22 protein-coding genes are annotated in these 23,232 nt (G+C 71.8%); 5 read left to right on the top strand and 17 right to left on the bottom strand.

Translation table 11 applies throughout. The annotated features are described in order from the left end of the window. Window positions 1-21: 21 nt before the first annotated feature. Both ACYVC6_RS18400 and ACYVC6_RS18395 read left to right on the top strand, forming a co-directional pair. Window positions 22-468, top strand: coding sequence for an SRPBCC family protein (locus tag ACYVC6_RS18400; RefSeq protein WP_460715905.1), 447 nt, complete (start codon window positions 22-24; stop codon window positions 466-468). Further along, window positions 465-1,103, top strand: coding sequence for a methyltransferase (locus ACYVC6_RS18395; RefSeq protein ID WP_460715904.1), 639 nt, complete (start codon window positions 465-467; stop codon window positions 1,101-1,103). Before ACYVC6_RS18400 ends, ACYVC6_RS18395 begins: the two co-directional genes overlap by 4 nt. Here the strand turns inward: ACYVC6_RS18395 and ACYVC6_RS18390 are convergent. Genes ACYVC6_RS18390 through ACYVC6_RS18380 form a run of 3 tightly spaced genes read right to left on the bottom strand, consistent with a single transcriptional unit; the run spans window position 1,100 to window position 3,695 of the window. Further along, the gene (locus ACYVC6_RS18390; RefSeq protein WP_460715903.1) at window positions 1,100-1,306 is read right to left on the bottom strand and encodes a CDGSH iron-sulfur domain-containing protein; all 207 of its coding nucleotides are present in this window, start codon (window positions 1,304-1,306) and stop codon (window positions 1,100-1,102) included. The two genes, ACYVC6_RS18395 and ACYVC6_RS18390, sit on opposite strands and share 4 nt — an antisense overlap. Further along, the gene (locus tag ACYVC6_RS18385; protein ID WP_460715902.1) at window positions 1,303-2,253 is read right to left on the bottom strand and encodes an iron-containing redox enzyme family protein; all 951 of its coding nucleotides are present in this window, start codon (window positions 2,251-2,253) and stop codon (window positions 1,303-1,305) included. The genes ACYVC6_RS18390 and ACYVC6_RS18385 overlap by 4 nt, the downstream gene beginning before the upstream one ends. Continuing rightward, window positions 2,250-3,695, bottom strand: coding sequence for an FAD-dependent oxidoreductase (locus ACYVC6_RS18380; protein WP_460715901.1), 1,446 nt, complete (start codon window positions 3,693-3,695; stop codon window positions 2,250-2,252). The genes ACYVC6_RS18385 and ACYVC6_RS18380 overlap by 4 nt, the downstream gene beginning before the upstream one ends. Before the next feature lie 112 nt (window positions 3,696-3,807). On the opposite strand from ACYVC6_RS18380, the gene ACYVC6_RS18375 reads away from it, so the two are divergent. After that, the gene (locus tag ACYVC6_RS18375) at window positions 3,808-4,758 is read left to right on the top strand and encodes a TIGR03557 family F420-dependent LLM class oxidoreductase (protein ID WP_460715900.1); all 951 of its coding nucleotides are present in this window, start codon (window positions 3,808-3,810) and stop codon (window positions 4,756-4,758) included. 291 nt (window positions 4,759-5,049) lie between these two features. Beyond that, complete coding sequence (locus ACYVC6_RS18370) at window positions 5,050-5,364, top strand: hypothetical protein (RefSeq protein ID WP_460715899.1); 315 nt, start codon at window positions 5,050-5,052, stop codon at window positions 5,362-5,364. A gap of 64 nt (window positions 5,365-5,428) precedes the next feature. On the opposite strand, the gene ACYVC6_RS18365 is transcribed toward ACYVC6_RS18370, so the two are convergent. The 3 genes from ACYVC6_RS18365 to adhP form a co-directional block, all read right to left on the bottom strand. Then, window positions 5,429-7,282 carry a bifunctional metallophosphatase/5'-nucleotidase gene (locus ACYVC6_RS18365; RefSeq protein ID WP_460715898.1) on the bottom strand — a complete coding sequence of 618 codons (1,854 nt, stop codon included), beginning with the start codon at window positions 7,280-7,282 and terminating at the stop codon, window positions 5,429-5,431. 104 nt (window positions 7,283-7,386) lie between these two features. Beyond that, window positions 7,387-7,908 (bottom strand): protein-tyrosine phosphatase family protein, encoded by a 522-nt coding sequence (locus tag ACYVC6_RS18360; protein ID WP_460715897.1) that lies wholly within the window; start codon window positions 7,906-7,908, stop codon window positions 7,387-7,389. Window positions 7,909-7,955: 47 nt separating this feature from the next. Further along, window positions 7,956-8,972 (bottom strand): alcohol dehydrogenase AdhP, encoded by a 1,017-nt coding sequence (gene adhP / locus ACYVC6_RS18355; protein ID WP_460715896.1) that lies wholly within the window; start codon window positions 8,970-8,972, stop codon window positions 7,956-7,958. Between the two features lie 140 nt (window positions 8,973-9,112). Here adhP and ACYVC6_RS18350 point away from each other — a divergent pair, with 140 nt between their 5' ends. Beyond that, a complete protein-coding gene (locus ACYVC6_RS18350; RefSeq protein ID WP_460715895.1) occupies window positions 9,113-10,444 on the top strand; it encodes an acyltransferase family protein in 1,332 nt (443 codons plus the stop codon). 1 nt (window position 10,445) lies between these two features. Here the strand turns inward: ACYVC6_RS18350 and ACYVC6_RS18345 are convergent, their stop codons facing one another. The 11 genes from ACYVC6_RS18345 to ACYVC6_RS18295 form a co-directional block, all read right to left on the bottom strand. Beyond that, window positions 10,446-12,074 (bottom strand): NAD(P)-binding protein, encoded by a 1,629-nt coding sequence (locus tag ACYVC6_RS18345; RefSeq protein WP_460715894.1) that lies wholly within the window; start codon window positions 12,072-12,074, stop codon window positions 10,446-10,448. After that, a complete protein-coding gene (locus ACYVC6_RS18340; protein ID WP_460715893.1) occupies window positions 12,071-13,075 on the bottom strand; it encodes a thiamine pyrophosphate-dependent enzyme in 1,005 nt (334 codons plus the stop codon). The genes ACYVC6_RS18345 and ACYVC6_RS18340 overlap by 4 nt, the downstream gene beginning before the upstream one ends. Further along, entirely contained in the window at window positions 13,072-14,280 is a 1,209-nt protein-coding gene (locus ACYVC6_RS18335; RefSeq protein WP_460715892.1) for a transketolase C-terminal domain-containing protein, read from the bottom strand. Before ACYVC6_RS18335 ends, ACYVC6_RS18340 begins: the two co-directional genes overlap by 4 nt. Continuing rightward, window positions 14,273-14,860, bottom strand: coding sequence for a 2-oxoacid:acceptor oxidoreductase family protein (locus tag ACYVC6_RS18330; RefSeq protein WP_460715891.1), 588 nt, complete (start codon window positions 14,858-14,860; stop codon window positions 14,273-14,275). The genes ACYVC6_RS18335 and ACYVC6_RS18330 overlap by 8 nt, the downstream gene beginning before the upstream one ends. Beyond that, window positions 14,857-15,879, bottom strand: coding sequence for a type I glyceraldehyde-3-phosphate dehydrogenase (gene gap, locus ACYVC6_RS18325; protein WP_460715890.1), 1,023 nt, complete (start codon window positions 15,877-15,879; stop codon window positions 14,857-14,859). The genes ACYVC6_RS18330 and gap overlap by 4 nt, the downstream gene beginning before the upstream one ends. An 84-nt stretch (window positions 15,880-15,963) precedes the next feature. Then, window positions 15,964-17,259, bottom strand: a complete 1,296-nt coding sequence (locus ACYVC6_RS18320; protein WP_460715889.1) for a wax ester/triacylglycerol synthase domain-containing protein — start codon at window positions 17,257-17,259, stop codon at window positions 15,964-15,966. A 15-nt stretch (window positions 17,260-17,274) separates the two neighbouring features. Beyond that, window positions 17,275-18,255 (bottom strand): universal stress protein, encoded by a 981-nt coding sequence (locus tag ACYVC6_RS18315; RefSeq protein ID WP_460715888.1) that lies wholly within the window; start codon window positions 18,253-18,255, stop codon window positions 17,275-17,277. Between the two features lie 98 nt (window positions 18,256-18,353). Continuing rightward, the gene (locus tag ACYVC6_RS18310) at window positions 18,354-19,223 is read right to left on the bottom strand and encodes an alpha/beta fold hydrolase (RefSeq protein WP_460715887.1); all 870 of its coding nucleotides are present in this window, start codon (window positions 19,221-19,223) and stop codon (window positions 18,354-18,356) included. A gap of 3 nt (window positions 19,224-19,226) precedes the next feature. Continuing rightward, entirely contained in the window at window positions 19,227-19,673 is a 447-nt protein-coding gene (locus tag ACYVC6_RS18305; RefSeq protein WP_460715886.1) for a pyridoxamine 5'-phosphate oxidase family protein, read from the bottom strand. Window positions 19,674-19,787: 114 nt separating this feature from the next. After that, entirely contained in the window at window positions 19,788-22,253 is a 2,466-nt protein-coding gene (locus ACYVC6_RS18300) for a cation-translocating P-type ATPase (RefSeq protein ID WP_460715885.1), read from the bottom strand. Further along, complete coding sequence (locus tag ACYVC6_RS18295) at window positions 22,250-23,191, bottom strand: universal stress protein (protein ID WP_460715884.1); 942 nt, start codon at window positions 23,189-23,191, stop codon at window positions 22,250-22,252. The genes ACYVC6_RS18300 and ACYVC6_RS18295 overlap by 4 nt, the downstream gene beginning before the upstream one ends. Window positions 23,192-23,232: the final 41 nt, after the last annotated feature.

The following is a 23,232-nucleotide window of genomic DNA, read 5'->3' as shown; positions in this document are numbered from 1 at the left end:
CGCTCGGGGTACCTGTCCCAGGTGAGCTCCAACAAGCGACTGATGCATGCGACCCCCGGCCAGGTGTGGCAGGTGCTGTCCGACGGCTGGCTCTACCCGCTGTGGGTGGTGGGCGCCTCGCGGATGCGTGACGTCGACGACGGCTGGCCCGCGCCGGGGACCCGGCTGCACCACTCGGTCGGCACCTGGCCGCTGCTCATCGACGACGTGACCGAGTCGGTGGAGCAGCGGCCCGGCTCACGGCTCGTCCTGCACGCCCATGCCTGGCCGGCCGGCCGGGCGACCGTCACCCTGGGGCTCTCCCCCGTCGGAACGGACACCGAGGTGTCCATCGAGGAGCAGGCGACGGCCGGCCCCGGCGCCCTGGTCCCCCGCCTGCTGCAGGACCCGATGCTGGCGTGGCGCAACGTGGAGACCCTGCGCCGGCTCGCCTTCCTGGTCGAGCGGCGCCAGCAGGAGGCCGCATGACGACCGCTGCGCGCGGCACGTCCCGGACGGTGGACTTCGAGGGCCTCCGGATCGACTACGACGAGCGCGTGCTCGAGCCACGGCCCTGGACCGCCCGACAGTCCCACTGGGCCGCCGAGCTGATCAGGTCTGCGCCGCCCGGCCCCGTACTGGAGCTCTGCTCGGGGGCTGGACACATCGGGCTTCTCGCGGTCACGCTCTCACCGCGGTCGCTGGTGTGCGTGGACGCCGACGCCACTGCCTGCGCCTACCTGCGCAGGAACGCCGCCAACGCAGGCATCCGCGTCGATGTGCGGGAAGGGTCGATGGACGGAGTGCTCGACGCCGACGAGCGGTTCGCCGTGGTCATCGCCGACCCCCCGTGGGTGTCGAGCGACGAGGTCATGCGCTACCCCACCGACCCGCTCTCGGCCATCGACGGCGGTGTGGACGGTCTCGACCTGGTGCGCGCCTGCCTGGAGGTCATCGACGGCCACCTGGTCGACGGCGGCCACGCCCTGCTCCAGATCGGCCCCGACCAGGCCGAGGCAGTGGCCGCGCTGGTCTCGGCGTACCCCCTGCTCTCGGTGCGCGAGGTGCGCGGCGAGGAGCGCGGTGCGCTGGTCCGGATCGACCGTTCCTTGGCGGCGGACTAGGGCCGGAGCCGGGCCGGCAACAGCTTGTGGGTGCCGTCGCACCACGGCTTCGCGGCCGACTTGCCGCAGCGGCAGACCGCGGAGACCGGTCGGGTCGTGCGGTGCTCGACGCCGTCGTCGTCGCGCACGACATGGTCACCACGCAGCAGCATCGGTCCGCCCGGGCACAGCTCGACGCTGGGGCGGGGGGGCACCCCGGTCACGCCGCCACTCCCCAGGAGGTGAGGAGTCGGCGGGCGGTGCGGTTCTCCAGGTCCAGGCACGTCCAGGCCCCGAACCACACGTCCTCCTCCAAGTGGGGCTCGTCGGCGACAAGCGCGACACAGACGTCCCGCAACGCGACCTGCTCGTGCACCGCGTCGGCCTCGACATGCTCGGTGTAGTAGCCGACCAGCTCGGCGGGGAACCCGAGCCGCTGGAGACCCTGAGCCATCCGCCTCGACGGCAGCGAGCTCGTCGCCTCGAACGCGGCAAGGTGTCCGACCGCGGCCCCGCGCAGGCGCCGCTGCAGACCGAACATCGACAGGGCGTTGTTCTGCTCGAGGATTTCGACCGAGGCCTCGTCCACATAGGCACCTGGCTCGGGCCGCAGACCAGTGGCATCCAGGCCCCGTGCGAACAGGTGGCTGTGCAGCCGCGCCGGGTCGCCGACCCCGTACTCGTCGTACTGCAGCTCCACCAATGCGGCCTTGGCCGCCGCCGGGAGCCGCGGGATGACCCAGGTCGTGGGGTCGGCCTCCTTGAGGTGGTAGAGCGACCGCACCCGGAGCAGGTCGAGGACCTGGTCCGCGGTGGCGTGGGCCTGGACGTGCCGGGCGAGGGACGGCCCGTCCTGCCCGGCGACCCAGTCGAAGAAGCCGGTGGACAGGTCGACCTCGGGGACGCCGGGCCACCGGCCGCGCAGGCCCGCCTCGAGGTCCTGCTCGAGCCGACGACGGACGCGCAGGAGCTCGGGCTCGCACTCGGCCCGGTCGTCGACCTCGTCGAATCCGCCGTACGCCAGCTCGTGCAGAGCCCAGAGGGTGATCGCGGCGTCGTCACGCGACTCGGGGGGTAGGTCGATCCGCGGCAGGTCCCGCGCCGGGACGTCGACCAGAGCGTCCAGCACGGCCACGCTGAGCTCGCCGCGCGGCTTCGGAAGGGCGGTCATGCAGTTGCGGTACCCCGATGCGGAAGACACCGGACTGCTGGTCCCTCGAGCACCTCACCCTCCTCGTCGAAGCGGGACCCGTGCAGCGGGCAGTCCCAGCTCCGCTCGGCATCGTTCCACCGGAGCACTCCGCCCAGGTGGGTGCACACCCGGGTGATGCCTCGTCGGCGGAGCGACCGACCAGCCACCGCGCCCACCCAGCCGCGGGTCAGCTCCACGGCGACCTCGGCATTGGTCTTGGCCGCGGTCGGCAGGCCGCGCAGCTCGGTCGGTCCGTAGGTACGGAGCACCTCGGACCAGGAGGGTGTCGAGCCGTCGAGGATGCGGGCCGCCAGCGTCAGCGCCGCCGCCGGGGCGCCCGTCATCCCCCACTTCGAGAAGCCACCAGCCACCATGATCTCGTCGGCACCGGGCAGGATCGGACCTACGAACGGCAGCGCACGGTGCGGCACGTAGTCCTGGGCCGACCAGGCGTGCGTCTCCACGACCTCCGGCCACAGCTCGCGGGTCCAGGCCCGGAGGTCGTCGAGTCTGTCCTCGGTGGACCCGCCGCGGCCCGTCGTGTGGCCGTTCCCGCCGACCAGGAGGAGGTGCCCGTTCTCGATCGGCGCGTCGCGCAGGGAACGCGTCGGCTGGTCGGCGGACAGGTACATCGCGTCCACCACGGGCCGCTCGGTCCGGAAGGCCACGACGTAGGAGCGCGCAGGCTTCATCCGGGCGAAGAAGCCGCCCCGGTCGAGCACCGGCAGGTTGGTGGCGACGACGACGCGCCCCGCCTCGATGGAGCCGGCCTCGACACGACCGGACTCGGTGGTGAGTCGCACCGGGTCGGTCCCGCGCACCCGGATGACCCGCGTGTCCTCGACGACGCGGACGCCGTGAGCGACCGCCTCTCGCTGGAGGGCCTCGAGCACCTCGACCGGGTCGACCTGGGCCTGTCCGGCCAGGCGGACCGCCCCGCGCACCGGGAACGGCAGCGGCAGCTCGTCTAGCCACTCGACCTCGAGCCCCGCCCGGCCGGCGACTTCGAGCTCCGACCGGATCGCCCGCTCCCCCGACGCGTCCCGGGCGAAGGTGACGGCATCCCGGCGCTGCCGGGTCACGCCGTGGTCGTCGCAGAACCTCTCCAGCCACGCAGCCCCCTCACGCTGCGCCTCGACGTAGGCGTCCACGACGCCCTGCGGGTGCCGGGAGCGGATCGTGGAGAGCTGGGTGCCCTGGAGCAGGCTCAGCTTCGCGCTGCTCCGCCCGGTGGTCCCGTCGCCGATCCGACCCGCCTCCAGGACCACGACCGACCGACCGGCGCGGCCCAGGAGCAGGGCGGTGGTGAGCCCGGTCAGTCCCGCCCCGATCACCGCCACGTCATAGCGGCCCAAGGCCTCGGCCGCGGCGTCCGGCCTCGTGCGGGGTCTGCGGTCCTGCCAGAGGGACTGGAGCGTCACCGTGATCCTTCTTCCGGTTTGGGGGTCGACATGTGCCGGTACCCCGCGTTCCCGCGACCCTCACGTCCAGCACCACGTTGATGGCACGGGCAGCGCGGGGTACCTGCCCGGCATGAGATTCGGCTACTTCCTGTCCTGCGAGGAGTACACCCCGGCCCAGCTGGTCGAGCAGGCGATCGCCGCCGAGGACGCGGGGTTCGAGGCCCTGTGGGTCAGCGACCACTACCACCCCTGGAACGAGGCCCAGGCCCAGAGCCCCTTCGTCTGGGGCATCATCGGCGCCGTCTCCCAGGCCTGTTCGCTGCCGGTGACCACAGCCGTCACCTGCCCGACCGTCCGGATCCACCCAGCAGTCATCGCCCAGGCCGCAGCGACCGCGGCCGTCCAGCTCGAGGGCAGGTTCGTCCTCGGGGTCGGTAGCGGAGAGGCGCTCAACGAGCACGTCCTCGGCGGACCCTGGCCGTCCGCAGACGTCCGGCTCGAAATGCTCGAAGAGGCCGTCGAGCTGATCCGGGAGCTGTGGACGGGCGAGGTCGTGACCCGGGACGGCAAGCACTACAGGACCGACACGGCCCGCATCTACACCCGGCCCGACGAACCGCCGCCGATCTACGTGTCCGCGTTCGGCCCGAAGGCTCTCGACCTCGCGGCCCGGATCGGCGACGGCTTCATCAACACCGCCGACGATGCCGACGCGGTGGCCTCGTTCAAGGAGAAGTCCGGCGGCAAGCCCGCCCAGGGCGGGGTCAAGGTCGCGTGGGCCGAGACCGAGGACGAGGGCGTGGACCACGCCCACCGGCTGTGGGCCAACTCCGGACTGCCCGGCGAGCTCGCCCAGGTCCTGCCCAGCCCGCAGCACTTCGAGCAGGCGTCCGAGCTGGTGACCCGGGAGTCCACGGCCGAGAGCATCGTGGCCGGCAGCGACACCGACAAGCACGTCCAGCAGTTGCAGGACTACGTCGACGCCGGTTATGACGAGGTCTACGTCGCCAACATGGGCCCGAACTACGCCGCGATGATCGAGGCGTACGGCCGCGACGTCCTGCCGAGGCTGCGCGGCTGACCAATTCCGCCGGGCCAGGGTCGATCAAGAGTGTGGACCGGCGACTGCCTCCCGATGCGTGATCGGGAGCCGAGACGCCGGCACCCCATCTGTACCCCTGGCGGGGATCCGCCTTCTCCACCCGCACGGGTGAACTCTCTCCGTCCGCAATGACAACGGCTCCGCGTCAGCTGCTCGCGGACGGCATCACTTGGCCCGCCTTTCGTCCCGGCGACACCGTGGACCAAGGTCCCGACCGGGCGGGCCCGAGTCCCGTGGCCGCGGACGCCGGCGGGACCTCACGCTGACGACATGACAGACCGTGACCGGGACCGCGTGCTCAGCGTGGTACGCCACCCCTCCTTCGCGCCGGAGATCGCGGCCCGCGTCGTGGACGGGCTGAGCTGGCACGACCTGCAGAGCATCTGGGACGTGTCGGAGAAGGCCGTCCAGGCGACGCAGCCGCCGCGCGAGATGATGTCGTTCGTCCTGCTCCGGGACGCGCTGCTGGGCGAGATGGAACACCGCCATCCGGACCTGTTCCCCGGCTGGTACGACGCCCGGCTGCGCCGCCGGCAGCGGCGTGCCGGGCTGCCCGGCCGGCTGAGGGCCTTGCTCCGTCGATGAGTGGAGCAGGACGAGGGTCACCCGCTTGTCACGGGTGACCCTCGTCCCTGAGTCGAGCCTCGGGCTACGGCTGCTGGCTGATCCGGTCCGTCGGCGTCGGCGCCGTCGGGTCGTTGGGCGGCGCCAGGTAGGAGACCAGCGAGTCGATGTCCAGGCCACCGACCAGCTTGTTGGTTCCCTGCTTGAAGGTGGCGAAGTTGTCGCCACCGTCCGACAGGAAGATGTTGGCGACGACCCGGTAGGTCGTCCCGTTGTCCAACGGAACCATCGCCGTGTTGGAGTCGCCGTCATGGTCGATCAGCGGGATGCCGACGATCGCGTTCGCCGCCGGCAGGCCGGCGTCCGACACGTCCCAGGTGTAGCTCAGCCCGGAGACCTGCAGGATCTTGCGCGAGTTGGCCGGCTCGTTGTTGCCGTTCCACTGCTCGTTGAGGATCGCTGTGATCTGGGCGCCGGTGAGGTCCATGGAGACCACGTTGTTGTTGAACGGCTGCACCGAGAACGCGGCGCCGTAGGTGACGTCACCGTTGGCGTTCTCCACCAGGTCGGCCCGGATCCCACCCGGGTTCATCAGCGCGACGACCGGCTTCTGGCCGTTGCTGATCACGGTCGTGTCCGCCTTCTGGGCGTCCGCGATGAGGTTGCCCAGTGGTGAGTCTCCACCGTTGGCGTCAGCGGTGCGCACGATCGAGGTGCCGGTCAGGTGCCCGATCACCGCGTTGGCGATCGGCTCGACCAGGGTCTTGTAGACGTTGATCAGGGTGTTGATCTTCTTGGACTGCGCCTGACCCTCGCTGTTGCCGACGATGATGTTGTGGGCGTAGGCGGCCGGACGCACGATGTCGCGGGTCTTCGGGTCGATGAGGAAGTGCAGCTTGGTGACGATCCGGCCGAACGACGACGCGCTGGTCAACAGCCGCGGCTTGCCCGCCGGATCCTTGACCACGCAGTTGTAGGGCTGGTGGGTGTGGCCGCTGATGACCGCGTCGATCTTGGGGCTCAGGTTCTTGGCGATGTCCAGCGCTGGGCCGGTGGCGACGGTGCAGTCGTTGTAGGCCGTCGCGTCCGTGGGCGTCACACCCTCGTGCAGCAGCACGATGATCGACTTGACGCCCTTCTTGCGCAGCTTGGGCACCAGTGCGTTGGCGGTCTCGACCTCGTCGGCGAACTCGATCTCGGCGATGCCTGCCTGGGCGACGATCGTGTCGGTGTCCTCCAGGGTCATGCCGATGAAGGCGACCTTCTGGTCGCCGACCTTGACGATCTTGGTCGCCGGGAAGACCGAGCGCTTGCGCTTGGGGTCCTTCCACATCACGTTGGCGCCCAGGTACTTGAACTTGGCCCCCTCGAAGGTCTTGCCACCGGGGCAGGAGTTCTGGCCGTTGGCACCGTTGGGTCCGTCGGCGAGACAGCCGCCGTTCTGCATCCGCTTGAGCTCGCGCCATCCCTCGTCGAACTCATGGTTGCCCACGGAGGCGATGTCGAGCTTCATCTTGTTCATGGCCTCGATGGTGGGCTCGTCGTGGAACGCCGCGGAGAGCAGCGGCGAGGCGCCGATCAGGTCACCGGCGGCCACCGTCACCGTCTTGGCGCCCGCGGCCCGCGACTTCTTCCGCTCCTGGTTGAGCAGCGAGGCGAGGTAGGCGCCACCACCCGCGGGGGTGGAGTTGATCCGGCCACTCGAGCTCGATGACGGGATCACCTCGAGGTTGCCGTGGAAGTCATTGATGGCGAGGACGTCGAGCTTGACGTAGTCGGACTTCTTCGCGAGTGAGGCATAGGCCTTCTTGCCGTCCGTCCCCGAGCGTGAGTCGGGTGCGGTGGAGCTGGCCGTGGCGGTGAGGCCGAGGGTGAGTGCGACCGCTGACGCGGCCGCCGCGGCGATGGCGCGGCGTGGGGTGCGTGGAATGACGGACACTGGTGGTTCTCCTCCGGAAGGCGTGAACCCGCAAGGGCTTCGCTGCATGCTTACACGGCAGCATGTGACCTGGCTAACAGGGTCCGCTCGGCGCTTGCGTCACGTCAGGTCCGGGTCCGCAGGTGGGACACGAACCCGGGGTTCGTCAAGGCCCACGGTCCGCGGGCCCGGCGCACCAGCGCGATGGCGTCGTCGGGCGCGTGCCCGAGCCGCACCAAGCTCGACGCCACGACCAGTCCCGACCGGTTGAGGCCGCCCGAGCACCTCACCAGGACCCGTCGCCCGGCCCCGAGCGCCTCGGCGACGATGCCGGCGAGCTCGTCCACGCGGGCGGCGATGACGGCGTCCACCCCGGCGTCCGCCATCCTCGCGACGTGGTGCTCGACGCCCTCCTCCGGCCCGTAGCCCTCCCGAGTCGTCATGCTCACGACCAGGTCGAACTCGTCGGTGACCACGCACGCCGTCCATGACTGCGACCGGACGTCGTGGCCGCCTTGGAAGAGCCCCGGGACGACCTCGTTCCACGGGTCCTCGCACAGCGGGATCGAGCTCGCGCGCCCCGTCCCCCGGCAGGCCGGGCAGTCCGGCACTGCGTGGGGCTCGGCGTAGCAGGCGTGGCAGAGCACGCCTCAGTATCGCGGGCGGTCGAGCTGGGCTCAGCGTGGACCCAGGCTCAGAACTCGAAGACGAGCCGGGCCGGCGTCCGGCCCTGCAGGACCTCCTCGATGGCCTCGTTGACCTCGTCGAGCTTGCGGGTCTGGGCCACCACCCGGGTGCGCCCGAGCGCGTGCAGGGCGAACACCTCGGCGAGGTCCTGGCGGGTGCCGACGATCGAGCCGATCACCGAGATCCCCTTGAGGACGGTCGGGAAGATCGGCAGGCTCATCGGGCCCTCGGACTCCGGCGGGAGACCTACGCAGACCAGGCGACCACCTCGACGCAGCGAAGCGAAGGCTTGCTCGAACACCTGGGGGATGACGGCCGTCACGACGGCGACGTCGAGCCCGCCGAGCGCCTCGATGGCCGCCACGGGGTCGGTCGTCCGGGCGTTGACGGTGTGGTCGGCGCCGAGCTCGGTGGCCAGCTCGAGCTTCTCGTCCTCGACGTCGACGGCGACCACCTCGCCGCCCACCAGCCGGGCATACTGCACCGCGAGGTGCCCGAGGCCGCCGACACCGAAGATGCCGACCCGCTCGCTGGGCTCGATGCGCGCGACCTTGATCGCCTTGTAGGTCGTCACTCCGGCGCAGGTCAGCGGGGCAGCGTCGGTGGGCTCGACCGCGTCCGGGACGGGCACGACGTAGTCGGCGTCGGCGACGGCGTACTCGGCGAACGCGCCGTCGATGGAGTAGCCGCTGTTCTGCTGCTCCTCGCACAGCGTCTCCCAGCCACGGACGCAGGCGCGGCAGTGGCCGCAGGCGTGACCCAGCCAGGCGATCGCGACCCGGTCGCCGACCGCCCGGACGGTCACACCCGCACCGACCTGCTCGACGATGCCGACGCCCTCGTGTCCTGGGATGAACGGCGGGGTGGGCTTGACCGGCCAGTCACCGTGAGCCGCGTGGATGTCGGTGTGGCAGAGGCCACAGGCCTCCATCCGCACCAGCACCTGACCCGGGCCGGGCTCGGGCACCGCGAGCTCCTGGACCTCCAGCGGGGCGGTGAAGTCGGTGACGACTGCTGCTTTCATCGATGGGCCTCCTCAGGCCTGGGGGACTTGCCGGACGCCAGCCTTCTGCATCCGTGCCCTGTGCACCGGGGGCGAAGGACACCGATCCCCCGGGACCTAGTGCCATGTCGTCGAGGTCTGTCCCGGGTCATGGTCGAACCATGGCCGCCGACGGGACCTTCTCCAGGCGGGTGGAGGCGCTGGCGGCCAGGACTCCCGCCGACCGCAGCCGTGCTGTCGACCTGGTGCGCGTCCTCGCGCTGGGTGCCGTCGTGCTCGGCCACTGGCTCAAACAGGGGTGGTACGTCGACGCGGCCGGCGATCTGCATCGCGCGGGACTGCTCGGCATCGCGACCTGGACCCACCCCCTCACGTGGGTGTTCCAGGTGATCCCCGTCTTCTTCGTCGTGGGAGGCTTCGCCAATCTGCGCTCCTGGCGGACAGCCCAGGGCCGCGCGATCTCCTACGGCGCGTGGCTGGCCGGCCGCACCGAGCGGCTCACCCGCCCGGTCGTGCCCCTCCTGTTGTTCTGGGTCGTGACGACACCTCTGGCACCGGTGCTCGGGCTCGAAGATGACTGGCTGCGGATCGCCTCGGTGACCTCACTGGTGCCGACGTGGTTCCTCGCGACCTACGTCGTCATCGTCGCCCTCACCCCGCTCTCACTCGCCGCCTGGGACCGTTGGGGAGCTCGGGCACTGCTGGCCGGCCTCGTGGCGACGAGCCTGGTCGATCTGGCGAGCATCCGGACCGGCAGTACGGCGGTCGGGGCCCTCAACCTGCTGCTTGTCTACGGGACCCTGCAACAGGTCGGCTTCGCCTGGGCCGACGGCTGGTTCTCCGACCGGCGCCGGGCGGTGGCGTGCTCGCTGGTCGGACTCTCCGCGACCATGCTCCTGGTCTGGCTCGGGCCCTACGGCATGTCCATGGTGGGGGTCTCCGGCCACGGGCTCAACAACACCTATCCCCCGCGAGCCACCGTGCTGTTCATCGGCCTGTTCCTGGCCGGCGGCGCGATCGCCGTGGAGGCCCGGCTGACCCGGGTCGTCGCCGGACCGCGACGCTGGCGGGCGACCGTGGCGCTCGAGGGACGCCTGATGACCATCTACCTGTGGCACCTCACCGCCCTCGGCGTGCTGGGTGCTGCCGCTCTCTCCGTCGGCGGGTTCGGTCTCTCGGCCTATCCCAACACCCGGGACTGGTGGCTCACCCGGCCCGCCTGGCTGCTCGCGCTGGCCGCCACGACGGTGGCTCTCACCCTGGTCCTTGGCAGGTGGGAGGACCCCACCGCCCGCGAGGCGGCGTCCGGGACGGGCCCGCTGCTGCCCCTCCTGGAGGTGGCCGTGGCCAGCGCTGGCCTCGGCTACCTGGCCAGCGAGGGCATGACCCGGGGAGCGACCAGCTGGGCCGTGGCGGCCGCGACCGTCTCGGGCCTGGTGGTCCTGGACCGGCTACTGTGCCCGCCGCGGCACGGCGCACCGGCCCGCCGCTGACTCAGATGTCCTCCGGCACCATGCGAATGGCTCCTGCGGGGCACTCCTCGACGCAGATCCCGCATCCCTTGCAGTAGTCGAGGTCGATCTCGTACTCACCGGGCGGCCCGATCTTGAGGACCGCGTTGTCGGGGCACAGCGCATAGCAGTTGTCACACGAGAAGCAGCTGCCGCACGACAAGCAGCGGCGCGCCTCGAACAGCGCGGTGTCGGGGTCCAGACCATGCACGACCTCGTCGAAGGTGGAGCTGCGCCGCGCCTGCTCCAACATCGGGCGGTGGGTGCGCGCCGCGTCCTCGAAGTACCAGGTGTTGAGTGCGTCATAGGGCGCCAGGTCCGGCGCGGGAGGTGGCGGGCCGGGCCTGCCGGCCAGCCACGCGTCGATGCTCTCGGCGACCCTTCGGCCATGACCGATGGCCACGGTCACGGACCGGTCGCCCGCGACCACGTCGCCGCCCGCGAAGACGCCGGGCACGCCCGTGGCGAAGGTGTGGTCGGTCTCGACGGTGCCGTCGCTGACCCGGCAGCCGCTGTCCGGTCCCAGCAGGGACAGGTCGGTGTCCTGGCCGAGTGCCAGCAACACCGAGTCGGCGGCCAGTCGCTCCGTGCGTCCGGTCGGCTGGGGGAAGCCGGTCTCGTCCAGCTCCATCTGCTCGATGAGGATGCCGTCGGGCTCGACACGCTCGATCGTCGAAAGCCAGTGGAACTCGACGCCTTCCTGCTCGGCCTGGGTGACCTCGTCCTCGTGGGCCGGCATCCGGTCCCGGGTCCGGCGGTAGACGACGACGGCGTCCGAGGCGCCGAGCCGCTTGGCGGTCCGGGCCGCGTCGAGGGCGGTGTTGCCGCCCCCGTAGACCGCCACCCGACGACCCAGCAGGGGCCGCTCCCCCGCCTCGAGGCCGTGGAGCATGGACACGGCGTCGATCACCTTCGCAGCCGATGCAGCCGGCAGATAGGTGCGCCGCCCGAGCTGTGCGCCCACGGCCAGGAACACCGCGTCCCAACCCTCAGCCGTGGTGGCGTCGAGGTCGGTGACGGGTGAGTCCAGCTCGAGGGAGACACCGAGCGCCAGCACCCGCGCCACCTCGGCGTCGAGCACCTCGCGCGGCAGTCGGTAGCGAGGGATGCCGTAGCGCATCATCCCGCCCGCGGCCGGCGCGGACTCCCGCACGGTGACCGCGTGGCCGCGCCGGGCGAGGTGATAGGCCGCGGACAGGCCGGCCGGCCCGGAGCCGATGACCAGTACCCGGCGCCCCGTCGCCTCGACGCCGACCTGCACGTCCCAGCCCTGCTCCAGGGCCTCGTCTCCCAGGAACCGCTCCACCGAGTTGATCCCCACGGCCTCGTCGAGCTGACCACGGTTGCAGGCGGTCTCGCACGGGTGATAGCAGACCCGTCCCGTGATGGCCGGGAACGGGTTGGTCTCCATGATCTTGCGCCAGGCGGCCTCGTAACCGGCGCCCCCGCTCTCGGCCAGGTAGAGCCAGGTCCGCACGTCCTCGCCCGCCGGGCAGGCGTTCCCGCACGGCGCCACCAGCGTCTGGTAGACGGGTCGCTCGGTCCGCCAGCTGCCGGTCAGGTCCGCGGCGCTCGACCCAGGGCCGAGGCTGAGGGCGTACGGGAGCTTCATGGCGTCTCCTCCTCGACATCGGCCGCGTCCAGCAGGCCGAACCGGGCGATGTTGCGGTCCGCCCGCTCCTGGAGCGCCGCGACGACGTCCGGGCGGCCCTCCCCTCGGAACAGGTGGTCGAACCGGCGCTGAGGCCGCAGGTAGTCCTCGACCGGGACCTGTGACCGGATCAGGGTCCTGCTCGTGACCGCCCCATCCTTGGCCTCGAAGACCGGGAAGAGCCCGGACTGTGCCGCCAGACGGGCCACCCGGATCGTCTCCGACGACGCGGACCCCCAGCCGAGCGGGCAGGGCACCAGGACGTGCAGGTATCGGGCACCCTGCAACGACATCGCGGTCACGACCTTGGCCTCGAGGTCGTGGAGGTCGGCGACGGTCGCGGTGGCGACGTAGGGGATCTCGTGGGCCATCGCGATCAGGGGCAGGCTCTTGCCCGTCCCGAAGGCGTTGCCCACCGAGGTCCCGACCGGACGAGTGGTGGCGGTGCTGGCCGCGGGCGGGGTGGCCCCCGAGCGTTGCACGCCGGTGTTCATGTAGCCCTGGTTGTCGTAACAGACGAACAGCACGTCGTCGTTGCGCTCGAACATGCCGGAGAGGCAGCCCAGACCGATGTCCACGGTGCCGCCGTCACCCGCCTGCGCCACGACCCGGACGTCATCGCGCCCTGTGGCCCGGAGCGCTGCCGCGACGCCCGAGGCCACGGCGGCGGCGTTGCCGAAGAGGGAGTGGAGCCACGGCACCTGCCATGCCGACTCCGGGTAGGGGGTCGAGAACACCTCCAGGCAGCCGGTGGCGTTGACGGTCACCAGGCGGCCGGCGGCCGCGCGCGACGCCGCGTCGAGCACGACACGGGCCGCGAGGGCCTCCCCGCAGCCGCGGCACGCCCGGTGACCGGAGGTGATGGCGTTGCCGCGGTCGATGCTCGACTGGACGGCGTGCTCCGCGGGGTCGAGCAGCCGGTTGCCGGCCGCGAAGGTGCCGATCTGGTAGAGCGTGGTCATCGGGAGACCTCCGTCTCGAAGGCAGCCTCGCGAGCCAGCTCCCGCTCGACCGCCCCACGGTCGAGGTCGGCGAAATGCAGTGCCTGGTCCGGGACGCGGCCCGCAAGGACGTCGCGCACCAGGTCGCGGAGACCGGTCCGGGTCACCGGCCGTCCGCCGAGCCCGAGGACGACGTCGTGGACCACCGTCGACCTGGGCACGCTCAGCCGCACGTCGCGACCCACGATGCTCCCGGCCCCCACCTCGATCGCCCGGTTGACCACGACCACCCGCGGCGTGCCGGCCAGGGCCGCTCGCACCTCGTCGTAGGGCCAGGGCCGGTAGCAGCCGATGCCCAGCAACCCGACCGGGACACCTTCGGCGCGCAGCTCGTCGACCACGTCGCTGGCCGAGCCCAGGACCGAGCCCATGGCCACGAGGACCACGTCGGCGTCGTCGGTGCGGTAGGACCGAACCAGTCCGCCCGAGTCGCGGCCGAACGCGGAGCGGAACTGCGCGGAGACCTCTGCCACCGCATCGAGCGCCCGGAGCTGACGGTCGGCCATCAGGTACTTCACCTCGGTGAAGGCCTCGGGTCCGACCATGGCCCCGATGGTCACCGGGTCGTCCGGGTCCAGCCACTGCCTGGGCCGGAACGCGGGAAGGAACGCGTCGACCTCGGCCTGGTCCGGCACGTCGACCTCCTCCATGGCGTGGGTGAGCACGAAGCCGTCCATGTTGACCATGACCGGAAGAGACAGCCGCTCGGCCAGGGCGAATGCCTGCACGTGCAGGTCGACCGCCTCCTGGTTGGACGCCGCGAACAGCTGCACCCAGCCGGCGTCCCGCTGAGACAGCGCGTCTGAGTGGTCGTTCCAGATGTTGATCGGCGCCCCCAACGCGCGGTTGGCGACGGTCATGACGATCGGAAGGCCGAGCCCCGAGGCGTTGGGCAGGGCCTCGGCCATGAAGAGCAGCCCCTGGCTGGCGGTGGCGGTGTAGGCGCGGGCCCCTGCGGCGGAGGCACCGATGCACGCCGACATGGCACCGAACTCCGACTCGACCAGCAGGTACTCGCACGGCGCGAGCTCACCGGAGGTGACCAGGTCGGACAGCGCCTCCACGATGTGGGTCTGCGGGGAGATCGGGTATGCCGCGATGACGGCGGGGCGACAGCGCGCGACCGTCTCGGCGACCGCCTTCGAGCCCTCCAGCTGCTTAAGCACAGTGAGCCCCCCTGGTGCCGATGACCAGGTCATGGGCGTCCTCGGCGAGACGCAGGTTGCCGGCGACCATCAGCCTTCCGCGGGAGTCGAACCGGTCGGCGATGGCACGCCGCACGGCGGCCAGGCTGACGACTCCCGTGGCCGCCGCCACGGCGCCCAGGAGCGCGGTGTTGGGCAGCGGGTGGCCCAGGCGCTCGCGCGCCAGCTCGGTCGCCGGCACCGTCAGGGCGCGCTGTCCCGGCTCCAACCGGAGGCCGGCCTCGATGAGCTCGGCGACCGAACGGCTGGAGTTGATGACGACCAGACCGTCCTCGGCCAGCCCCAGCAACACCTCGCCTCCGGAGAGCAGGGTCGGGTCCTGCACGATGACGACGTCCGGCGTGTCCACGGGGTCGTGCGCCCGGATCGGCTGGTCGTCGACCCGGCAGAAGGCGACGACGGGCGCTCCCGTGCGCTCCGAGCCGAAACTCGGCAGGGCCTGGGCGTGGAGACCCTGGTCGAACGCGGCGAGCGACAGCAGCTCGGCAGCGGTGACGACGCCCTGGCCGCCGCGGCCGTGGATCCGGACGTCCAGCCTCATGACCGGGCCCCGCCCCCGGCCTCCCGGCCGACGAGCCGCACCAGCTCGGCGAGACGGCACACGTAGCCCCACTCGTTGTCGTACCAGCCGAAGACCTTGACGAGACGACCGGCCGCCTGCGTGAGGGACGAGTCGAAGACGCACGAGGCATCGTCGCCCACCACGTCGACGGACACGAACGGCTCGTTCTCGTAGCGAAGCCGCCCGGCGAAGGCCTCGGTGTGCGTGGCCGCCTCGAAGGCGGCGTTGACCTCCCCGACGGTGACGTCACGCTCCAGGAGCACTGCCAGGTCGACCAGCGACCCGGTCACGACGGGCACCCGCAGGGCCACCCCGTCCAGGCGGCCGTCGAGCTCGGGCAGCACCTGGCCCACCGCCCGCGCGGCGCCGGTGGTGGTGGGGATGATGTTGACCGCGGCCGACCGGGCCCGGCGCAGGTCCTTGTGTGGGCCGTCGAGCAGGTTCTGGTCGGCCGTGTAGGCGTGCACCGTGGTCATGAAGCCCTGCTGGATGCCGAACGCGTCGTGCAGGACCTTCACCATGGGCGCCACGCAGTTGGTGGTGCAGGAGGCGTTGGAGACCACGTCGTGGTGAGCCGGGTCGTAGCTGCCGTCGTTGATACCCATCACCACCGTCACGTCCACGCCCTTGCCGGGCGCCGAGATGACGACCTTGCGGGCACCGGCCTCCAGGTGGCCGCCCGCCGTGTCGGCGGTGCGGAACCTGCCAGTGCACTCGACGGCGACGTCGACCGCCAGCTCTCCCCACGGGAGGTCCGCGGGGGTCGTGTTGCTGGAGCACGGGATCTTGTGCCCGTCGATGACCAGGCAGTCGTCGGTCGCCTCGACCTCGACCGGGAACCGTCCGTAGGTGGAGTCCCGGCGCAACAGGGCCCGCAGTGTCTTGGGGTCGGCGACGTCGTTGACACCGACCACGTCGAGGTCGTCGCTCAGCACCGCCTGCCGCAGGAGCGCCCGGCCGACCCTGCCCAGCCCGTTGATGGCGATCCTCGTGGTCATGTCCTACCTCCTCGGCGGGCCACCGTGGCCCGACCCACGTCGAGCCTCCGACACGTGGCGACGACCGGGCAGGGTCGCAGGTCCTCAGGAGGCGGGGACCTTGGTGCCGGCCAGCTCCCACCACGCGGCCTCGATCCCGTCGACGAGGACGTGGAGGTCGCTGACGGCTCGGTCACCCGTGACGCCGAAGGTGAGCTGGCCGTCGTAGGTGAACATCGCGACCCCGATGGGCACCCGGTCGGCGATCGGCACGTACGGCAGCATCTGCTCCACCTCGCTGCCCAGGCAGGACAACCTGCGGCGCGGACCTGGGACGTTGGTGGTCACCGTGCTGAGGTGGTGGTGCGGGAACCGCAGGGCCCAGCGGGTGGCGGCGCCGACGATCGCGTAGGGCATCGCGCCCAGCAGCTGCTGGGCCAGAACGCCGGCCTCCGGCTCGCCGGCGTGCCGGAGCTGGGCCACCAGCTCGTGCACGGCACGAACCCGCGCGACCGGCTCGGCGACATGCACGGGCAGATCCGCCAGCATGAGGGTCACGTGGTTGTCGGGCCCGTCCGTGGGACTGCCGGTCCACGCCGAGACCGGGACCAGCGAACGCACGGCCCGCGGGTGCGGGTCGAGCCCCCGATGCTCGAGCAGGGCACGGAATCCGCCGGTCGCGGCCGCCAGGGCGACGTCGTTCACGGTGACCCCGAGGTCGTGCCGGACCGCCCGGGCCGAGCTCAGGGGCACAGTGGTCCAGCAGTAGCGACGCCTGGGACCCACGTGACCCGACACGGACGCCCCGTGCACCGGGACGATCGCGGACCCCAGGGCGAGACCGCCGCGGCCCGCCGAGAACGACGCCGTGACAGCTCGTTGGAGCCGGGACCCGGGCCGTTGACGCACCCCGACCTGCGGGGGTGCCGCCTCGTCCGGGATGTCGTAGAGCACCCGCAGCAGCTCGGTGCCCGAGACACCGTCGGCGAGCGCGTGGTGCACCCGGCACAGCAGTCCCCAACGGCCACCCTCGAGATCTCGGCACACGGTGACGTCCCAGAGGGGGTGCTCGCGGTCCATCCGGACGGCCATCCTCCGGCCGATCAGCTCGGCCACCTGCCGCTCACCACCCGGCGCCGGGACCGACATCCGCTGCACGTGCCGGGCGATGGCGAAGTCGGGGTCGTCCTCCCAGACCGGGGCCTTCAGGTCGAAGGGGGTGCGCCGGACCCGCTGTCGGTATCGCGACGGAAGTCGCCGCTCGACGTGACGACGCAGCTCCGCGAGCGTCGGGACCGGCCCGTTCAGCACGGAGAACGAGCCGATCACCAGTGAGACGCCCGGGTCGACGTCCTCCGCGACGAGGAACGCGGAGGACAGGGCGTTGAGGGTGTCGGTCACTGCGCGGTCACTGCGTCAGACAGCGGTCGGCGTCGCCGGGACGGGGACCGCTCCGGGCGCGGGCGAGGGCTCGACCACGAGGACCGGGCACTTCGCCTCATGCAGCACGTGGCGCAGGACGGGACCCAGGTGCGAGCCGAAGGGCAGGACGGGATCGCGCCGCGCGACCACGAGCAGGGACGAGCGTTGCGTGGCCGCGACCAGGACGTCGGCGGGGCGGCCCCACCGCACGGCGAAGGTGCACGGCACGCGCTCGCGGATCTCGGCGGGCAGGTCCACGTCGTGCTCCAGCTCGTCGCGCGCCGCGACCAGCATCTCCTCGTGGCTGACCTGGTGGCGCAGCATCTCCTCGAAGGCGGGGGCGAGGTAGGTCGCCCGGAGCACGACGACCGGTGCGTCGTTGACCGCGGCGAGGCCGAGGGCGGTCCAGATCTCCGCTGCCCCCCTCGGGGCGTCCTCCACAGCCACGGTGATCGGCCGCGGCCTGGTGCTCGGCCGCCAGGACGCGGGGACGGAGACCACAGGGGCGTGCGCGCGGGCCGCCACGGCTGCCGTCACCGAACCGGACCCCCAGCGCTCCCGGCGGTCGAGGTCCCGGTGCTCGAGCACCACGAGCTGGGCGAGGGCGCTCTGCTCGATCAGGTTGTCGATCACGTCTCCCCGCAGCAGCTGTCCGTGCACTGCTTGGGACCCTGCCACTCGGTCGCGGACCCGGCGTACCGCATCGTCCAGAAGTGCCTGGCCCCGAGGGACCATCTCGTCGAGCGCCAGGTCCTGCGCAGCGACGTCCCACGTCGCCGGCGCCTGGCTGGCGAGGTCGGGGACGACGTGCAGGAGCTCGACGTCGAGACCCAGCTGGGTCGCGGTTGTCGCGGCGAAGTCGATCGTGCCCTCAGACAGGTGGCTGTCGGGGCCTACACCGATGAGGACGGGTCCTTCCTGGCCGGAGCCGGTGAGGACGGACGAGCCGGCCCGGGTCATGCTGTGGCGCTTCATGACTGACCTCCTACGTACGACGATCACACCGACAGGCCCGGTCGCGTCAGGGTCCTTGGTCCTCCGATCGGGAGACCCCGGACCGGAGGCGACGGCGCTCAGGCGACCCGGCCGTCACCATCGGTGTCGGCCACGGCCAGCACGTTGGTCAGCAGCTCCACGAAGCGCTTCGGGTCACTGATCAGCCAGCCGTGGTCACCCGGGACGGTCACGACCTCGGGGTCGCCCAGAGCGGTGATCAGCGACTGTGCGCACGCCCAGGGCACGACGGTGTCCTCGCGACCCCACAGCACCGCGACGGGTAGGCGACGCCGTTTCAGCTCCTCGAGCTCGACGCCCAGCGATGCCTGGCGGGCCAGCCGTCCGACCCGCCACATGGTGGCGGGCCGGGTGAGGGCATGGCGCAGCGCGTCGGAGGCCACCACGGGCAGGACCCGGGTCAGGCCGCGGGCCGACATCAGCTCACTCCCCAGGTGCACGCCCCAGTCACCGAGCGGGCGGTCGGACATCGAGCGCAGCCTGCCGTCGGTGGACCAGGTGGCACCCCCGATGGAGTTCACCAGCACCAGCTGGGAGACCCGCTCGGGGAACGCATAGGCGAACTTGATGGCCACCGCGCCCCCGAAGGAGTGACCGACCACGGCCACCGGACCATCAACGCCAACGGCCTCGAGGAATGCCTCCAGCCACGCGGCGTACCCACCCAGCGAGAGCTGGTCCTCGGGCAGCGGCGCCGTCCCCCGGAAGCTCGGCAGAGCGGGAGCGAGGACCACATGGCCGGCGCGCGCCAGCCGGTTCAGGCTGCCCCGGTAGGTGCGGTCGGACAGGGCCCATCCGTGCAGGAACACCACCGTCCTGCCGCCCCCGCCCTCAGGCCGGACAGCCTCCCCGTAGACGGCGGACCGACCGTCGACCACCATGCGCCGCCACACCATGGTGGCCGCCGTGCCGGGCGGGGTGGTGCTCATCGTTCATCCGCTGTTCGCGTGCGCCTGGTGGTCGGGCTCGGGCACGTTGAGCCGGAACCGCCGGCCGGTCACGACTTCGGGCGCGAGCTCGACGACGTCGTACTTCAAGGTCGGCACCCACGGCTGGAGAGGCAGGTCGTCGACTCGTTCGGCCTCGTCCTCGGGCAGTCGGCGGAGCCGACCGCGCGCGACGACGGACCAGGCGGCGAGATCGTCGTGCCAGTCGATCTCGAGCGCGACGTCCGAGTGCAGCGCCGCGGCGAGCAGCTTGTTGCCGGACGTCGTGCGGAACAGCAGTGTCCGTCCGTCGACCAGGTAGTTGATGGGCACCAGATGGACCTCGTCGACGAGTCGGTAGGCGAGGCGGCCGAACTGTTCTTCCTCGAGCAGCTCCCAGCACTCCTCGGTCGTCAGCACGACCACGGGCTCCTCGTCCGTGGGAAGCGTCATCGTCACCACCGTCTCTCCGGATGCTGTCTCCCGATCGGGACCGTTGTGCCCGGTCGACTTGGGACGACGCTAGGTCGCGTCCGGTGCTCGAGATCAGGGCCCTTGGTCACCAGTTCACGGGACCGTACGGCGGAGACGTCGTCCGGTGAGCGCGACCAGGATCCCGGGCAGCGCGGCCAGGGACAACAGCAGGAGCATGGTGGTCCCGCCCACCGGCTCGGTCCCGAGGAGCTCGCGCACTCCCGGGATCGCGACCCCGGTCAGCTGGCACGCCGCCGCCAGGAGCACGGCCACCTCGAGGCCGCGTTCGCGCCAGTCCCACCCGGTCCGCGGAGCACGCAGGGCCAACGCGACCGCCAGCTGCCCGAGACCGAGGGTGAGGAACACCGCGGTGCGCACGTCCTCGCCCAGGTAGGACGCGAGCAGCCCGGCCGCCAGCGAGGCGATCGACACCATCACACCGGCCGCCACGATCTGGCCGATCAGGCCGTGGTCCAGTACGGACCGCTGGGGCGGGGGCGAGGGCCGGCGCATCAGATCGGGGTCCATCGGCTCGCCACCGAACGCCACCCCCGGCAGGCCGTGGGTGACCATGTTGACCCACAGGATCATCGCCGGGGTCAACGGGATGGGCATCCCCAGGAAGGGGGCGACGAGCAGGACGACGATCTCGGCGAAGCCTCCGGCAAGCCCGTAGCGGAGGAACGTGCGGATGTTGGCGTGGATCCGCCGGCCCTCCCCCACGGCGGCCACCAACGTGCGCAGGTCGTCGTCCAGGAGTACCAGGTCAGCGGCCTGCCGGGCGACCTCGGTCCCGCCTCGACCCATCGCGACCCCGATGTCGGCCCGTCGCAGCGCGGGGGCGTCGTTGACGCCGTCACCGGTCATCGCGACCACGTCACCGTGAGCCTGCCACGCATCCACGATGCCGACCTTCTGCTCGGGCCGGACCCGGGCGTAGACATCGATGACCTCCACCCGGTCGACGTGCTCGCCCCGGGCGACCGCGTCACCCTCGACCACCTCACCACCTTCCCCGAGGATGCCGAGCTCGCCGGCCACGACCCGGGCCGTCGCCGGGTGGTCACCGGTGACCAGCACGATCCGGATGCCGGCCGCGCGGCACTGCTCGACGACCTCGGCGGCGTCGGGCTGCGGTGGGTCGGTGACGGCGACCAGGCCCACGGTGCGGCGGTCCTCCACAACCGCGAGCACCCGGTGACCACCGGCCGCCCACAGTTCTGCCTGAGCCTGGGCGGCGGCCTGGTCCGGTCCCGGCGGGAGCATGGGCAGCAGCTTCTCCGGGGCGCCCTTGTGGACCTCCACCTCGCCGCCGTCGGGCGTGTGGTGCACCGTGCGCGAGAAGCCGACATCGCTGTCGAACGGGGACTCCTCGATCCGGTGCCAGCGCGTGAGCGAGCCTGGATCGACACCCCCCTTGGCCGCAGCCACGAGCAGGGCGACGTCGAATGGGTCACCCACCGCGGTCCAGTCCCCGTCGGCCCCCTTGCTCAGGGCCGCGTCGTTGCACAGTGCGGCGTTGCGGAGCAGCCGCTCAGCCGCGACCAGCGCTACCGGCGAACCGATGACCCGGCCGTCGACGGCGTACGCCGTGCCGCTGATCTCGCACGACCCGGCCGGCGTCCAGAGCATCCGCGCGGTGAGGATCCCTTGCGTCAGGGTGCCGGTCTTGTCGGAGGCCAGGACGGTGACCGAGCCCAGCGTCTCGACCGCCGGCAGCCGGCGCACGACCGCGGAGCGGCGTGCCATCCGGCGGGCGCCCATGGCCAGGGAGATCGTCACCACGGCGGGCAGGGACTCGGGGACCGCGGCCACACCCAGGCTGACCGCGAGCACCGACGCCCCGGTCCAGGACATCCCTTGCGCCACCGCCAGCACGAACACCCCGACACAGATCACGCTGGTGACCAGCACCAGCTGACGCGACAGGCGGGCCAGTCGGAGCTGTAGCGGCGTCGGCCGGATGCCCGCGCCGGCCACGAGCGCCGCGATCTGGCCGAGGCCGCTGTTGGCGCCGGTGCGGACCACCCGTCCGATGCCTCGCCCCCGGGTGACCACGGTCCCCGAGACGACCTCCTCGGCGGCGTCGCGGGGAACCGGCATCGACTCCCCCGTCATGGTGGACTCGTCCACCTGGAGCGACGACGCCTCCACGAGGAGCAGGTCCGCCGGGACGATGTCGCCCGCTTCGAGCCGGACACTGTCGCCGGGCACCAGCTCACCTGCGGGCAGGTCGACCAGGACGCCGTCTCGCCACACGTGCGCCCGGGGCGCCGCCATCCGGGACAGCGCGTCGACCGCGTGCTGGGCGCGGACGTCCTGGATGACCCCGATGGCGGTGTTGAGCACGATCACGGCGGCGATGATCACCGCGTCGGCGTGGTCACCAACGGCGACCACCAGCACCAGCGCGCCGCACAGCAGCAGGATCATCGGGTCGCGCAGCTGCTGGCCGATCCGGGCTGCCAGCCCCATCGTCTGTTCGTGGGGCAGCTCGTTGGCGCCGTGCTCGACCAGCCGACGCGAGGCCTCCAGCGTCGTCAGGCCGCTGGTGGTCACTTGACCGGAGCCCCCGACTCCTCGAGGACGAGAGTGTCCTCGCCAGACTCCGCCGCAGCGCCCAGGAAGGGGACCACGAGGACCGGGACGTCACTCGTCCTCAGCACCGCGTGCGTGACGCCGCCGAGGTGCCCGAACGGCGGCACGGCGTGGCGCCGACGGGAGAGGACCAGGAGATCGCTGTCCCGGCTGGCCGCGAGCAGGACGTCGGCGGCGCGTCCGTGCTGGACCCGGACGTCGATCTCGACGTCGGCGAAGTCGGCGCGGTAGGGGGCCACCACGTCCTCGATGACCCGTCGGCCCTCCGCCTCCCACTCGTCGGCGTGGGTGCGCAGCTCGATCCGGTCCAGGTAGGGATCCGGTAGCTCCCAGGCGGTGACGATGGTGAGCCGGGCACCGCGGGCGCGGGCCTGGGTGAAGGCCTCCCCGAGCACCGCGGGCGCGTTCGAGCGCGACTTGAGCGCAACGACCACCCGGGCTCGTGCGTGCTCGCCGGACCAGAACGACGGCACGACGGCGACCTCGCACGGGGCGTGCGCGGCCACCCCGGCGGTCACCGCGCCCACCAGGATCCTGTCGACGCCGTGCTGGGTCTCGCGTCCGACCACGACCAGCTGGGCGTCCTGGGCCGCCTCGATGATCGCCCCACTCCGGGAACCGGCGCTCAGGCGGGTGGACACCTCGAGGTCCGGCGCGATGTCACGCACCACCCTGACGGCACCGTCGAGGATCGACGCCGCCACCTCGCGCAGGTCGTCTCCCGCGACACCACTCATGGGCACCCCGGGCCACACGGGGGCGTTCACCGGCAACGCGTGCACCAGCCGCACGGGGGCGTTTCGACGTAGCGCCTCGGCGACCGCGTAGCGCAACGCGCCGGCACTGCCGGGCGTGCCGTCCACGCCGACGACGACCGGACCGGTCTGGGGAACCTTCATGGAAGACCTCCTTCGGCCACCTCAATCCTGGTCGCAGGGGT

It is taken from the genome of Nocardioides dilutus (genome assembly GCF_054779555.1).
Note: the sequence above shows the minus strand (reverse complement) of the source record. Positions and strands in the feature narration are given on the sequence as shown.